The sequence below is a fragment of the Acinetobacter psychrotolerans genome (genome assembly GCF_048552595.1).
Lineage (GTDB): Bacteria > Pseudomonadota > Gammaproteobacteria > Pseudomonadales > Moraxellaceae > Acinetobacter.
In genome coordinates this window covers 239,182-254,485 of record NZ_JBIMDK010000001.1, presented here as the reverse complement: position 1 = coordinate 254,485, position 15,304 = coordinate 239,182, and the positions used below count along the sequence as shown (strand labels likewise).

The window sequence follows — 15,304 nt, the reverse complement described above, 5'->3', positions numbered from 1 at the left end:
TTATTAAAAGAAATTCTATTCAATACTGAAAGAATTAGTCTAGTTTATCAACAATATTTTCGATTGACCATGTAATTTCAGATTGCATCAGGTTTTTTAAAACAAATTCTAATTCTTTTGCATTTTTCCCACTGACGAAACATTTTAATCTAATCTTATCAATCGGCAGCGTGGTTGAAATTAACTCACTTTTGAATAATATTCGTGCTGTTTGTCGTGCAACTGCCAATCCTGAATCGACTATAGTCAACTGTGCCCCATATAAATCATGGATTGTTGGTTTTAAAAATGGGTAATGTGTACAGCCTAAAACTAAATAATCTGCATTTTTTTCTATAATTGGATCTAATACTCTTTTAAGACTTGCTTTACAATCCTGACTGTTTTGCAACCCTTTTTCGACATAAGGCACAAGGTCTAAACAGGTGATATTGAGCACTTCAACTTGTGATGGTTCTGCAAAACGATGCAATACATCTTTAATTAATTGCCCTCGAAATGTGGCAGGAGTCGCTAAAACAGATACAACTTTCGTTTTCGTCTGCAAAACGGCAGGTTTCAATGCAGGAACCAAACCGACTATCGGAAAGTTTTCACCATAATGCTCTCGTAGAAAATCCAAACTAAAAGCAGAGGCTGTATTACATGCTACAACTGCAATTTTACACCCTTGACGATATAACCATTCAATCGCATGCGCTGTTAATTCACGAATATTTTGATCTGTGCGTGGCCCATAAGGAACATGCGCAGTATCTGCATAATAAATAATATGTTCATTTGGCAAATAATTGGCAATTTCTTGTGCTACTGATAATCCCCCCACACCTGAATCAAAAATACCAATAGGCGCATCTGCTTGTGCTTTTGGCATCGGGTTTTCTAAAGGGTATAAAGGAAGTATCGCGCTCATTTTATCCACTATTTATATGAGTCAAAAATCATTAACAAGCTTAAACCTCAAGTGCCCAATTGCAAGTGTAAATCGCCACTTTTCAAACTTAATATGGTTGCGCCTTGATCATTTTCAAGCAACTCGCCATATTCAATTAAATGGAAAAAGCTATGCCGTTGAATCAATGCATTTATTCCAAAACGAACATGTACATAAGGTCTCAATTCACCTTGGTACTCTCGCATAAAAATAGGATGTTCACTGTCCACAATAATCATATCTTGTTGTGGTGTAGTGAGTTGCAAATATTGCTTTCCCTCAATTTCAATTTGATCGACTTGATTGATCACTAAAGGCTCATCTTCAACATCAATTTCAATCTGTTCAACAGGGGTTTTTAAATAGAAATGTCCATTCTCTTTCCAAAGTACTTTGGTAAATAAATCTAATAAAGCTTGGCGACGTATCAATTGACCTTCGTGCCACCATTCTCCATTGGCTTTTACCGTCAAATCCATTTTGCCACAATGCTTTGGCTGCCATTGCTCTAAAGGGGGAATTGACCTTTTGTGACCCGCCTGTCCATCTTTTATGTATTGTGCAATGCTCATTAAGTTTTTATTATCAACATGAGCTTGATTTTGAACCTCTGATGTTGAATTATTTTGATTTACCATGGTTTATACCTTGCTGACTAAAAAATAAAACGACTCAGCCAATTGGCTAGATCAAGGTTTGAAACTATACTAGCGCAAAATATATTATCGATACGAGCGTTAATTCGTATCACGAAATTTTTAGAACACTCACGGCAGCACCGATTTATTGTAATTTATATTAAAGTTCAATAAATATATACGGTTGCCACCCTTTGAAATATGAGGAGTCCTACATGGAACACATCGAACGTGAATCGATGGAGTTTGACGTAGTGATCGTAGGCGCAGGTCCTGCTGGTCTTTCTGCTGCGATTAAAATTCGTCAATTAGCTATTGAAAACAATCTTCCAGATCTTTCGGTTTGTGTGGTTGAAAAAGGCTCTGAAGTTGGTGCGCATATCCTTTCTGGTGCTGTACTTGAACCACGTGCAATCAATGAACTTTTCCCAAACTGGAAAGAAGAAGGCGCGCCTTTAAATGTTCCTGTAACGGAAGATAAAACATACTTCTTAATGTCTGCTGAAAAGTCGCAAGAAGCACCTCATTGGATGGTTCCAAAAACGATGCATAATGATGGTAACTATGTTATTTCATTGGGTAATGTCGTTCGTTGGTTAGGTACGAAAGCTGAAGAATTAGAAGTTTCTATCTTCCCTGGTTTTGCTGCTTCAGAAATTCTTTATCATGAAGATGGTTCTGTAAAAGGCATTCAAACAGGTGACATGGGGATTGGTAAAGATGGTGAGCCGACTCACAACTTCACTCCAGGTTACGAACTTCATGCGAAATATACGATTTTTGCAGAAGGTTGCCGTGGTCATTTAGGTAAACGTTTACTAGCTAAATTCAACCTAGACAAAGATGCAGATCCGCAACATTACGGCATTGGTATTAAAGAACTTTGGGAAATTGATCCTGCTAAACACAAGCCAGGTCTTGTGATGCACGGTTCAGGCTGGCCTTTGACCGAAACAGGTTCGACCGGTGGTTGGTGGTTATATCATGCTGAAAATAACCAAGTAACTTTAGGTGTGATCGTAGATTTATCTTACGAAAACCCAAATATGTATCCATTTGCAGAAATGCAGCGTTGGAAAACGCATCCATTAATCAAGCAGTATCTTGAAGGTGGTAAACGTATTTCTTATGGCGCACGTGCTGTGGTTAAGGGTGGTTTAAACTCTCTTCCTAAATTGACCTTCCCTGGTGGTTGCTTAATTGGTGATGACGCAGGTTTCTTAAACTTTGCAAAAATCAAAGGCTCTCATACTGCAATGAAGTCTGGCATGTTGTGTGGTGAAGCTATATTTGAAGCGATCAAAGCAGGTCATGAAAAAGGCGGGGATTTAGCTGTTGCTCGTGTGACTGAAGGCGAAGATTTCTTCATTAAAGAAGTCACTGCATACACAGAAAAATTTGACAATAGCTGGTTAAAAGAAGAGTTACATCGTTCTCGTAACTTTGGTCCAGCAATGCACAAATTCGGTTTATGGATGGGTGGTGCATTTAACTTTATCGATCAAAACATCTTTAAAGTGCCATTCACATTGCATGATTTAATACCTGATTTCAGCACTTTAAAAACTGTTGATGCTGCGACATTCAAACCGAATTATCCAAAAGCTGATGGTAAAATCACATTTGACCGTTTGTCTTCAGTGTTTGTATCGAATACGGTTCATGAAGAGAATCAGCCTGCGCATTTGAAATTGACTGATGCATCTATTCCAGTGAATGTAAACTTACCAAAATGGGATGAGCCAGCTCAACGCTATTGCCCTGCTGGTGTTTATGAAATTATGGAAAATGATGATGGCTCGAAGCGTTTCCAAATTAATGCTGCAAACTGCGTCCATTGTAAGACTTGTGATATTAAAGATCCTTCGCAAAACATCACTTGGGTAACACCTGAGGGTGGCGGTGGTCCAAACTATCCAAATATGTAATCTTATATGAAATAAAAAAGACTCGCGAAATGCGGGTCTTTTTTATTTAAATACGCTTAGCAACACCGTAAATTAAAACCATAAGGAATATAGGTTTATCAACCTTTTTTAACTAGATAATGAAATTCTTTATTCCCTGCGTCATCTAAAATTTCTTCTTGTAAAACCAGTTCATGACCTAAATGTATACAAAATTTAGGAATATCCCATGTAGTTGAATTATCTGTTGCAAATACTTCTACAATATCACCTGACTTCGACTTACGGATGGCTTGATGCAACATCATCACAGGTTCAGGACAACGTAAACCACGAGTATTCAGTTGAATAGAAGGTAAAATAGATGATTCAGACATTCACAAACTCAAATTACAAATTTGGCATTATTTTAGCATAAATCAATCTAAAGGCTGATCTAGTGGATTTTATTACGCATCAATACTATTTTAATCTTGAACATTCCAGACTTAAATTTTGCACAAAATAATAGAGATATGGATTAGGCTCATCATTATTTCGCTGTTGAACTATACACATTGAATTTGCACCAAGCTAAAAAGTAAGAGGAATAGTCTCTAATTTTTAAAATAAATCAGGCTATGCATAAATGATCGCTATATTCATCGAAATGCCTTAGTTAAAAGATAGACTTCTGTATTTTCTTCGGTATGATAAAAAATCATTTACTAGATATTAAGAGTCTTTAGGAAAGATCATGCACGAGGAATCAGGCCCATCGTGGGGAATGCGTGGATTACGCAAATGGTTAGGAACTGCTCCCGAAACCCGCGATGAACTGCTAAAATTAGTACAAGATTCACGTCGTTTTTTAGAACCCGATACTGTTGCAATGTTAGAAGGCGTCTTAGACCTTCCTGCAACAAAAATTCGTGAAGTCATGACACCTCGCACAGCGATGGTCAGCTTACAAGAAGATGACCAACTTCTTGATATTTTGCATGTTCTTATTGAATCTGCTCATTCACGTTTTCCAGTTTTCTCTGCCAACCAACCTGAAAATGTGGTGGGTATTTTATTAGCTAAAGATCTCTTGCCTTTTCTGACGGATCGCTCATCTGTCTTAGATGTCCGTGCGCTCATGCGTCAACCTTTATTTGTTCCTGAAAGCGCACGCTCAGACCAAGTATTGAGAATGCTGAAAAATACACAAACCCATATTGCCATCGTGATTGATGAATATGGTTCAACAGCAGGATTGGTTACTTTAGAAGATATTCTTGAAGAAATTGTCGGTGAAATTGAAGACGAACACGACAATGTAGATGAAGAAGCTCAATTTATTATTCCAGATCAAACCCATAGCACAGCAAATACATGGATTGTGCAAGCACTTACACCAATTGAACATTTCAACAATGTTTTAGATGCTGATTTTTCTGACGATGAAGTAGAGACTGTTGGCGGTTTATTGCTTCAAGAAATTGGTTTAGTCAGTGATTTACAAGGTCAGGTCATTGAACTTGAAGATTGGCAATTTACAATTATTGAAGCAGATGCCCGTACTATTCATCTGATTCGAGCTGTACATAAATGAGAGCATACTTCGACAAACTGTTAAATCCATCCCAACAACAAAAACAGCTGCCCTTTATATTTCCACTGATCATTTCATTGATTGCAGGTGGTGTGTTTAGCTTAGCGCTCGCCCCTTTTTATTGGTGGTGTCTTGCGATTTTATCTCCTGCATTGCTTTATGCATGTTTAAAGGGATGCTCTCCTAAGCAAGCTTTTGCCTTAGGTCTAAGTTATGGTTTTGGTTTATGGTTTGTCGGTGCTTTTTGGCTTTATACCTCGATCCATGTTTATGGCGATACCAACGCTGCCTTAAGTGTGCTTATGATTGTGATCATGGCACTCTTGATGGGCTTGTTTACAGCCGTGCAAACATGGGTTTATCGCAGATTTTTCCCAGAAACCCCACTCACTTTTGCACCATTATGGGTACTTTTCGAATGGTCTAAAACATGGGTATTTACTGGGTTTCCATGGCTATTTGCAGGATACGCATTTACTGAACGCTTCTTAGATAGTTATGCACCTTTATTTGGTGTTTTTGCTATTTCTTTTGTGGTTATTCTACTTGCCTGTGCCCTTGTAGAAGTGATCAATCGTAAAATATTTTGGGTTGTGCCTTCTGCCCTATTGTTATTGGGTGCATGGGGTGCTTCATATATCACATTCGTACATCCTAAAGCAGAAAAACCGCTGACTGTTTCCTTAATTCAGGGCAACATTCCTCAAGATTTAAAATGGTTAACTGAATACCAAGTTAAAACCCTTGAAATTTATGTGAATCTGAGTCGTACAGAATGGGGACGTGACCTGATTGTTTGGCCAGAATCATCTATTCCACTGTTTCAAACAGATATTGAACAGTTTTTAGACATGATGGACCAACAAGGTAAAAGTTCAGGAACAGCATGGGTGACTGGCATACCTTATTGGGATTTAAAAGAATCTCAGCAAAATGGCTACCCAATGTACTACAACAGTATGATGGCTTCTGGTGCTGAATCTTCAGGATTATATAAAAAACAACGTCTAGTTCCATTTGGTGAATATATTCCACTCTCTGGATTATTGGCATGGGTTCTACCCTCTTTACAGAATGACCCATCTATGGCTGGTTTTTCACGCGGTGCGAAAGACCAAAAACCATTTAATATCAAAGGACACAATTTAGCTGCTGCGATTTGTTATGAGGTGGCTTATCCAAATCTCACTCGTCGCAATGCGATCAATAGTGACTTTTTAGTGACTGTTTCTAACGATGCTTGGTTTACAGGTACCGCAGGACCTTTACAGCATTTGCAAATGGTACAAATGCGAGCGAAGGAAAATGGGCGTTGGTTTATTCGTGCCACCAATACAGGTGTAACAGCTTTTATTGATCACAATGGTCATATTGTCAAACAAGCACCTGTCGATAAAAAAGCCGTATTACGTGGTGATTTACCTGCAATGCAAGGTGAAACATTATATACCCGTTTAAGTGATTGGCCGATTTTAGGCTTCTCTTTCTTACTGCTTCTTTTAGGATGGATTTATCGCCCTAAAAAGGTTGATGTCAGCTTTAAATCTAGACGTTAATTCCCCTATATTCTGAGCAAGAAGAAAATCCCTCTTAATTAAAGAGGGATTTAAGCTCTAAATAAAATTACAGCACAAAGACCGCCCAAAAACTGACAATAGATCATGTAAAAGGAAAATCTTGAGTATTAATTTCTAAGTTTAAAAAAAAACCGAGGACATCCTCGGCTTTCAATACAGTAACACTTCCAAGCACATGTTTTAAAAGTAAATTTTAAAATTGAGTTACTAAATAAGACAGCATTGCAGCCAATGATAACATTGGAACATAGCGGTAAACTTTGACTAACTGTTGTTCTAATAATGACGAGAATTCAGTTTTTAACTGAACCACCGTGAGATTTAAGGCATTATAAAAACTAATAATCATTAATGCACTAAATACACTCATTGCCATAAAACCAATCATAATTTGACTGGTGGCATCTGCACTTTGCCATAAGTTTATAAAAAATTGGCTAATCGGTAATAAGCTCAGAATTAAAAGAACAGATTTGAGCATCGCCCAATGAAACTGACTAATTTCATCCGATAATAATAATGCTTTCATCATACCCTCCTAGACAATTCAAGTTGTCTTAAGAACTATTATGCAAGCTTTTAATTAAATAAAAAGTCTATTTTTATCCATAGTTTATCTTTCTTGTAACTATCAAACATGGGAATAATTGTTATTATAACTCTCAAATACCACCCCATTTAATAAACATTTTATTATCATCAATTTAAAGTGATTTTATGAATTAAGAAACATTATCACTTCACTCAACATTTATTCACTTAATTGAATGAAGTGATGCATACGACCATTCTGTATTTAGAATGATTTTCACTTAAGGTGTGTAATAAATATCAGCATCATTTTCTGCGCCGCCTTCTTTACCATCGGCACCAAAAGAATATAAATCAAACTTGCGTCCTTCTGAACCAGGGATCACATATTGAATGTCATTATCCCAACTGTCTTTAGGATAACCACCTTTAATATAACCACCTGGTAACCAGTTTTTTGCTGTGGCAGGTTGATTAACCAAAGCATCTAGACCGCCTTCTTGTGCAGTTGGATAATGAGCATTGTCCAACTTATATTGGTCTAAAGCACCAGCTACACCTTTTAAGGTAATTTTTGTGGTGTCAACTTTGGCTTTTTCGCCACGTCCCATGACGTTTGGTACGATCAATGCTGCTAAAACACCTAGAATCACGATAACAACCATAACTTCGATTAATGTAAATCCTGATTGTTTGCTTTTATATAACTTCCGTTGCATTTAAAAATCTCGCTTAAATTTCGTTATAAAAATAATAAAATAGGGTTCGCTTAAATCATATTGTTCATATTGACAATTGGCAACATCACAGCAATCACAATAACCAAAACAATACCTGCCATAAAAACCAACATCAAAGGTTCTAATAATGCCAATAATGTGGAAATAAATGCAGAAACTTCACGGTCTTGCATATCTGATGCACGACGTAACATGCGGTCTAACTCTCCCGATGTTTCACCACTTTTAATCATTTGCACCATCATTGGTGGGAAATAGCCACAACGCTCTAATTGCGTTGCAAGATTTCCACCTTCTGTTACCTTTTCCGCTGCGATATTAACAGCATCACGAATGATCCAATTGCTACTTACAGCTGCGCCAATTTTCAAAGCATCAACCAAAGGCACGCCCGATTGCGTAAGAATAGATAAGGTACTGGCAAATCGTGCTGCGTTTATACCACGTGATAATTTACCAAATAGTGGCAGTCTGAGTGTTAAACGATCAAAAGCATAATGCCCTGCCGAAGTCCTTAGGAATCTAATCAATAAAAAGATACCCAAGACACTCGCGACCAATATAAAGGGCCAAGCTTGTCGAATAAAATCACTGGCTTTCATTAAAGCAACGGTAATCCACGGTAATGCTTGTTTGCTTTGATCAAAAGTTTTGACAATATCTGGAACGACATACGTCATTAAACCCATCACGATTGAAAAAGACATCAACATGAGAATGATTGGATAAATCATCGCACCCTGAATTTTCTTTTGCATAGCAAAACGGTTTTCTGTGTAATCTGATAATTGATCTAGAATTAAGTCTAAATGCCCCGAACGCTCACCTGCTGCAATCGTTGCAATGTACAAATCGGGGAAACTCCCTGTTTGTTGCATCGCCTGAGCCAGTGAATGCCCTTCTAAAACTTTAGAACGTACTGAAAGTAGAAGATTTTGCACATGAACTTTTTCACTTTGCTTCGCAACAGCACGTAAAGCCTCTTCTAAAGGAATTGCTGCTGCAACTAAAACAGACAGTTGACGTGTCATCAAAGCCAATTCATAGGCAGAAAATTTACGTTGAAAGAATCCTGAAGATTTGTTTTTATCTTTTTGCTCAACAGCATCTACCGTTACAGGAGTGAGTTCTTTATCCCGTAATTGTTGGCGAATTTGACGTGCTGAATCTCCCTCTAACACGCCTTTTTGCTGCTTTCCAGATGCGTCTAACGCAGTAAATTGATATGCGGGCATTATTATGCTCTAGTTTTCCTAAATTTTTAATTTAAGCAGTTGCGTCCAACCCTATAAATCATTCATATTCATATTTATAAATGACGGTTACACTCTAACATAAGCCTAAACAGTACACGATACTATTTCACCCAAGAGCCCTTGATTATTGATTATGCAGACTGATACTGAATCTAGCTTAAACATCTACCGTGTACGTGTTGCTGTACCCGTGTATATCTATGACTGTTTTGACTATAAACTCAGTGCCGAACAATACGCACAAGCGGAAATCGGCTCACGTGTCGCAGTTTCTTTTGGTCGTCAAAATCTGGTGGGAATTATCGTTGAAAAACTACCCGTCGATGCACCCATTGACCCCAGTTTTAAACTCAAAGCCATCACAGAGCTTTTGGATGATCGGGCAATTTTAGACGAGAAAGTTTTAAGTTTGTTGACATGGTCTGCACAATATTACCAATTCCCTATTGGAGAAGTTGTTCAAGCGGCAATTCCAACATTATTGCGTCAAGGTAAACCTTACAATTTACTTGCACGAATGTGGAAGGTTTTAGACTTACATGCAGAAGATAAAGTAAAGCGTTCTGAAAAACAGCAAGATGCTTATAAAATTTTAAAGCTGCATCCCAAAGGGACGCAGGAAAATATTCTAAATTTGAGCGGCATAGAAACTGCCACATTAAAAGCATTGGAAAAAAAAGAGATTATCCGTTGTGACTTAGAAGAACAAAACTTTAAGCCTGAACCGATGCAATTGGCACAAATGCCTTTGACAGCAAATGATGACCAAAAGAAAGCCATTAACACTATTCTCAAAGCTGTTAAAAAATACCAAGCCTTTCTACTGGATGGCTTAACAGGAAGTGGTAAAACTGAAGTTTATTTACAAGTCATGCAAGAGGTTTTAAAACAAGGTAAACAAGTGCTGGTTTTAGTTCCAGAAATTGGACTGACCCCACAAACCATTAGCCGCTTTCAATCTCGCTTTCATTGTAATATTGCTTTATTGCATTCAGGCTTAAATGACAGCAAACGCCTACAGGCTTGGCAACATGCGCAAACAGGCAAAGCCTCGATTATTTTAGGCACACGTTCTGCAATCTACACACCAATGCCCAACCTTGGTTTGATCATTTTAGATGAAGAACACGATCTGTCTTTTAAACAGCAAGAAGGTTTTCGCTATCATGCACGGGATGTTGCCCTATATCGTGCGCATCTAGAAAATTGTCCAATTATTTTAGGTTCTGCCACACCCAGTATCGATAGCTATTATTTAGCCCGACAAGAAAAGCTGACCCGTCTAGAACTAAACCAACGTGCTGGCACAGCAGTCATGCCAAAAATGCATGTGATTGATTTGAAAGTTGCTAAAAAACAGCATGGTTTAAGTCATGAATTGGTTGAAGAAATTAGAAAAAGATTAGAGAAAAAAGAACAAGTACTGATCTTTTTAAACCGTCGAGGTTATGCACCTGTTTTAATTTGTGAAAGTTGTGGATGGCAAGCCAATTGCCTCAATTGCGATGCACATTTCACTTTACATTTAAAGCCATATCAACATTTACATTGTCATCATTGTGGCACGATTAATCGTATGCCCGATGCTTGTCCCAAGTGTAATCAACACACTTTAAAACCAATTGGTATTGGCACTGCAAAAGTCGAAGAAACGCTCAATGAATTGTTCCCTAATTTCCCTGTGTTACGTGTAGATCGTGATTCCACCAGTCGTGTCGGTAGTTGGCAAAAAATTTATGATCAAATTCAAAAAAGCCAACCGACTATTTTATTGGGCACGCAAATGCTCGCCAAAGGACATCACTTCCCTTACGTGACATTAGTAGCAATTTTAGATATTGATGCAGGTTTGCTCAGTGTCGATTTCCGTGCCATGGAACGTACAGCACAATTGGTGGTACAAGTTTCAGGTCGTGCAGGTCGTGGTGATAAAAAAGGTGATGTATATTTACAGACATTAAGACCCGACCACCCACTGCTGAATATTTTAATTAATAATGACTACCGTGCTTTTGCAAAACAAACGTTAAAAGATCGCCAAGTGGCACTGTTACCGCCTTGCCGCTATGCCATTCTAATCCGTTGTGAGTCTAAAACTCAGGAGCAAAACCTAGAATTTCTCACCGAAATGACACAGGTATTAAGACAAAATTCCGAAGCAAACTTAATTGATATTTGGGGTCCAATTCCTGCACCAATGGAACGCAAAGCGGGACGTTACCAAGCCCATGTGGTTCTGCTTTCACAAGATCGTGCCAAAATGCATTTTTATAGTAGACAATGGTGGCAACTCGTTTTACACAACAAACCATCTAATATGAAACTGACGATTGATATCGATCCGCAAGAATTGAGCTAATAAAAGTAAAAAGGATAATTTATTCACAAATATTTCCAAGTGAATCATAAAATCAAGCTACAATTTCTACAGAATAAATTTAGGACAAATACATGTCATTACTGTTAGAAATTACCATTTTCTTAGGTGCTGCACTCCTGATCGTGCCACTTGGGAAAAAATTGGGCATTGCAACAGTTTTAGGCTATCTGTTCACTGGCATATTACTTGGACCAAGCGTATTCAATATTGTTAGTGACCCTAAAGACATTATGCATTTTGCGGAATTTGGCGTCATTCTGCTGATGTTCTTGATTGGGCTTGAACTACGACCTCAGCGACTTTGGGAAATGCGACAATCCATCTTTGTTGTGGGAAGCCTTCAAGTGATTATGACTGGCATCGTGTTAATGGGCACCGTATTTTTACTATTACAACAAAGTTTATCTGCCAGTTTTGTCATCGGTTTCGCACTCGCGCTTTCATCCACTGCCTTTGTTTTACAGCTTTTAGAAGAAAAACAACAACTCAATACCACACACGGTCAACAATCATTTTCTATTTTACTCTTTCAAGACATTGCCGCTATTCCACTGATCGCAGTCATCCCCTTACTTGCAGGCGGGGAATCGACACATCATGGCGTTGCATACTTTGCTGCAATTATTGCGACATTTACAGGCTTATTCTTATTTAGCCGTTATATTATGCGACCTTTTTTCCGCTTCGTTGCTAAAAGCGGCGCAACAGAACTCATCACCGCAGTCGGTTTATTCATTGTCCTCGGTGTGGTTTTACTCATGGACACCTTGGGAATAAGCACAACTTTGGGCGCATTTTTAACAGGTGTTTTACTTGCAGATTCAGAATTTCGCCATGAGCTAGAAGCCAGTATTGCGCCATTTAAAGGACTCCTACTTGGTTTATTTTTTATGACTGTAGGAATGAGCACTCAACTCTCGTTAATTATAGAAATGCCAATGCTGATCATTGGTGGTGCGGTATTGTTGATTATGCTTAAAGGCATGGTGATGACAGCGATTGCTCGCTATAAAAAATACAGTTGGAGCAATAGTTTGATGATCGCCACCTGCCTTGCACAAGGTGGGGAATTTGCATTTGTGGTTCTCAATGTCGCAAAAAGTGAAAAAGTTCTGGTTGATGCAATTTTAGAACCAATCACTTTGATTGTGACTTTGTCTATGGTACTGACCCCCATCTTTTTTTGGTTAGTGAGCAGTAAACTTCTACCTTTATTCGATAAAGATACCGTACCTCAATACGATGAGATTCCCAATCAGCACCCTGCTTTAATCATTGCAGGGTTTGGTCGTGTTGGACAAGTTGTGGCGCGTTTGGCACATATGCAGCACTTCACATTTACAGCCATTGATAATAATTTACAAAAAATCGATTTTGTTCGCCGCTATGGTGGCACACTCTATTATGGTGATGTGACTTTACCTGATTTATTACGTTCGGCAGGTATTGAGCATGCCAAAGTATTTGTTCTAGCCATTGATGATGTAGAAGATTCGATTAATGTTGCACGGCACATTCGTTTGAATTACCCAAACCTTGCTTTATTGGTACGTGCGCGCGACCGTTATCACACACATTTATTGCGAGATTTAGGGGTCAAACATATTTGGCGTGAAACTTATCTCACATCATTAGGAATCTCTTATCGTGCGCTATGTGAATTAGGTATAAATAAATCAGATGCTTATGACAGTATCGAGTTATTTCGAAATTATGATGAAGAATTATTGTCTAGACAACAACGTATTTACACAGATGAGCAAAAAGTTTTTGAAAGCTATAAAAACTTCTTATCTGAGCTAGAACATTTATTTGAAAGTGATGCTCAGGTTTCGACCCAAGAACTGAGCCAATTCCAAGATGATCCTGATCAAGATGAATCAGGTTTGGAAAGAACTCAGGTACTACATAGCAATCGAGATCGGATTAATGTGACACGAGATGACAAGCAAACACCGCTATAAATCATTTTCAAATAGATCAAACTTGTGATTTATAATATCGTCACCATCTAAGCAGGGATTTGGAGAATTTTATGTCTGATTTACGTCAACGTTTTTATATTGAAGATAGCCCTGTTCGTGGTGAAGTTGTGCATTTAGAAGAAGCACTACAAACGATTTTGGCTCAACGTAATTATGCACCTGCTGTGCAAATTTTGTTAGGCGAAATGCTCAGTGCAACAGCTTTACTGGCAAGTACCTTAAAAATTAAAGGGCGTATCAGCTTACAAATTCAGGCACAAGGCACTTTAAAATGGGCAATGGCTGAATGTAACCATTTGGGTGAAATTCGTGGGCTCGCAGATTATGAAGAAGATCCTCGGTTTCAAAGTGCGATTGATAGTAGCACCGTGCTTTCAACACTCGTTAGCCCTGTATTATTTATCAATATCGAACCTGAATTTGGTGAGCGGTACCAAGGGATTGTACCATTAGACAAAGCAGATCTAGCTGGATGTTTAATGCAATACCATGACTTATCTGCGCAAATTCCGACACGTATTGTTTTAGCGAGTACCGAACAGCGTTCAGGTGGTTTACTCATTCAATTGTTACCAAGAAACAATGACGAAGAACAACAGCGTGTTGATGAAGATTTATGGCCACGTCTGACTATGCTCACAGGAACACTCAAGACCGATGAATTAACCAATTTGGATGCGCAAGAAATTCTTTACCGTTTATACAACGAAGAAGAGGTTCGCCTACCTGAAGTTGAAAAGCTACAATTTGGTTGTACTTGTTCACATGAAAAGTGTGCAAATTCATTAACTCAAATTGGTTTAGAAGCAGTTAAGGAAACCCTTGAAATTAATAATCCGATTGAAATGGATTGTCAGTTCTGTAATAAGCGATATCTGTTCACAGCAAAAGAAGCACTAGACCTCTTTGGCGAACATTTAAGTTAATTAGTCGATGATCCGAGTATAAAATAAATCTCCTTTGATCTATTTAATCATTGATTTTATTTAAAAAAAGAGCAAATCTAACTTGCTCTTTTTTTATTCAAACTTGATATAGAAACAAGGTTAATATATGAAAAATAAATTATTTTCACTACTGTGCTGTGTATTATTTTCTAGTGCAATACATGCAGCAGACTTAACGGGGAAATGGAAAGCTGTCGATGATAAAACAGGTTATTCACGTGCTGATATCGAAATCACTAAAAATGCCAGTGGCACTTATACTGGGAAAATTTATAACACTCGTCCATTACCCAACAGCCCTTTAGTAGGATATTGCTATAAATGTAAAGGAGCACTCAAAGATGCGCCTATCGTTGGACTTAACATTATTTACAACTTCAAACAGAACCCAGAAAAACCAAATGAATACATTTCAGGCAATGTACTTGACCCACTTTCTGGAAATATCTACTCAGGTACAATCAAAGTCAATCCTAAAGGAAATCGATTAACATTAAGAGGTTATGTTGGTATTTCTTTACTGGGTCGCTCACAAACTTGGGTAAGAATTGAATAATTTTTACAAATATATAAAAGCGCTACGGCGCTTTTATATATGAAATATAAATAAGTTATCTATGCTCATCCATTTTAGAATCATCATTTGCTAAAAATAATCAACATCACCATTATAATTAAAGAAACATGACATTAATAAAAATGCATTACGAGTATCATTTATTTAAAATTAACCAAAAAACATCACAGTAAATAATTAAATTGCTTATTTTTCATTTGGTTATAACTTGCTTTTATTCTGGAAAACGTAGAATCTAATTCTGCTATATTTTCAA

13 protein-coding genes are annotated in these 15,304 nt (G+C 37.8%); 7 read left to right on the top strand and 6 right to left on the bottom strand.

What is annotated here, in order from left to right; translation table 11 throughout:
- Window positions 1–34: 34 nt before the first annotated feature.
- Both murI and ACG94X_RS01070 read right to left on the bottom strand, forming a co-directional pair.
- The gene (gene murI, locus ACG94X_RS01075) at window positions 35–913 is read right to left on the bottom strand and encodes a glutamate racemase (RefSeq protein WP_419381890.1); all 879 of its coding nucleotides are present in this window, start codon (window positions 911–913) and stop codon (window positions 35–37) included.
- Window positions 914–960: 47 nt separating this feature from the next.
- A complete protein-coding gene (locus tag ACG94X_RS01070) occupies window positions 961–1,572 on the bottom strand; it encodes a DUF1285 domain-containing protein (protein WP_419381889.1) in 612 nt (203 codons plus the stop codon).
- A 215-nt stretch (window positions 1,573–1,787) separates the two neighbouring features.
- Here ACG94X_RS01070 and ACG94X_RS01065 point away from each other — a divergent pair, with 215 nt between their 5' ends.
- Window positions 1,788–3,500 carry an electron transfer flavoprotein-ubiquinone oxidoreductase gene (locus ACG94X_RS01065; RefSeq protein ID WP_419381888.1) on the top strand — a complete coding sequence of 571 codons (1,713 nt, stop codon included), beginning with the start codon at window positions 1,788–1,790 and terminating at the stop codon, window positions 3,498–3,500.
- A gap of 98 nt (window positions 3,501–3,598) precedes the next feature.
- Here the strand turns inward: ACG94X_RS01065 and tusA are convergent, their stop codons facing one another.
- The gene (gene tusA, locus ACG94X_RS01060) at window positions 3,599–3,856 is read right to left on the bottom strand and encodes a sulfurtransferase TusA (protein WP_419381887.1); all 258 of its coding nucleotides are present in this window, start codon (window positions 3,854–3,856) and stop codon (window positions 3,599–3,601) included.
- A gap of 359 nt (window positions 3,857–4,215) precedes the next feature.
- Between tusA and ACG94X_RS01055 the strand changes: the two genes are divergently transcribed.
- Window positions 4,216–5,055, top strand: coding sequence for a CorC family transporter (locus ACG94X_RS01055; protein ID WP_419381886.1), 840 nt, complete (start codon window positions 4,216–4,218; stop codon window positions 5,053–5,055).
- Window positions 5,052–6,611, top strand: a complete 1,560-nt coding sequence (gene lnt, locus ACG94X_RS01050) for an apolipoprotein N-acyltransferase (RefSeq protein ID WP_419381885.1) — start codon at window positions 5,052–5,054, stop codon at window positions 6,609–6,611. The genes ACG94X_RS01055 and lnt overlap by 4 nt, the downstream gene beginning before the upstream one ends.
- Before the next feature lie 214 nt (window positions 6,612–6,825).
- Here lnt and ACG94X_RS01045 read toward each other — a convergent pair whose 3' ends face one another.
- From ACG94X_RS01045 to gspF, 3 genes are all read right to left on the bottom strand, one after another.
- Window positions 6,826–7,161 (bottom strand): hypothetical protein, encoded by a 336-nt coding sequence (locus ACG94X_RS01045; RefSeq protein ID WP_419381884.1) that lies wholly within the window; start codon window positions 7,159–7,161, stop codon window positions 6,826–6,828.
- Between the two features lie 283 nt (window positions 7,162–7,444).
- Complete coding sequence (gspG, locus tag ACG94X_RS01040; protein ID WP_419381883.1) at window positions 7,445–7,882, bottom strand: type II secretion system major pseudopilin GspG; 438 nt, start codon at window positions 7,880–7,882, stop codon at window positions 7,445–7,447.
- A 50-nt stretch (window positions 7,883–7,932) separates the two neighbouring features.
- A complete protein-coding gene (gspF, locus tag ACG94X_RS01035) occupies window positions 7,933–9,138 on the bottom strand; it encodes a type II secretion system inner membrane protein GspF (protein WP_419381882.1) in 1,206 nt (401 codons plus the stop codon).
- A gap of 154 nt (window positions 9,139–9,292) precedes the next feature.
- Here gspF and ACG94X_RS01030 point away from each other — a divergent pair, with 154 nt between their 5' ends.
- The 4 genes from ACG94X_RS01030 (at window position 9,293) to ACG94X_RS01015 (ending at window position 15,027) form a co-directional block, all read left to right on the top strand.
- Window positions 9,293–11,518, top strand: a complete 2,226-nt coding sequence (locus tag ACG94X_RS01030) for a primosomal protein N' (RefSeq protein ID WP_419381881.1) — start codon at window positions 9,293–9,295, stop codon at window positions 11,516–11,518.
- Between the two features lie 92 nt (window positions 11,519–11,610).
- Window positions 11,611–13,503 carry a monovalent cation:proton antiporter-2 (CPA2) family protein gene (locus ACG94X_RS01025; RefSeq protein ID WP_419381880.1) on the top strand — a complete coding sequence of 631 codons (1,893 nt, stop codon included), beginning with the start codon at window positions 11,611–11,613 and terminating at the stop codon, window positions 13,501–13,503.
- Window positions 13,504–13,574: 71 nt separating this feature from the next.
- Window positions 13,575–14,450, top strand: coding sequence for an Hsp33 family molecular chaperone HslO (gene hslO / locus ACG94X_RS01020; RefSeq protein WP_419381879.1), 876 nt, complete (start codon window positions 13,575–13,577; stop codon window positions 14,448–14,450).
- Between the two features lie 127 nt (window positions 14,451–14,577).
- On the top strand, window positions 14,578–15,027 hold the full coding sequence (locus ACG94X_RS01015) for a DUF2147 domain-containing protein (protein ID WP_419381878.1): 450 nt from the start codon (window positions 14,578–14,580) through the stop codon (window positions 15,025–15,027).
- Window positions 15,028–15,304 lie beyond the last annotated feature (277 nt).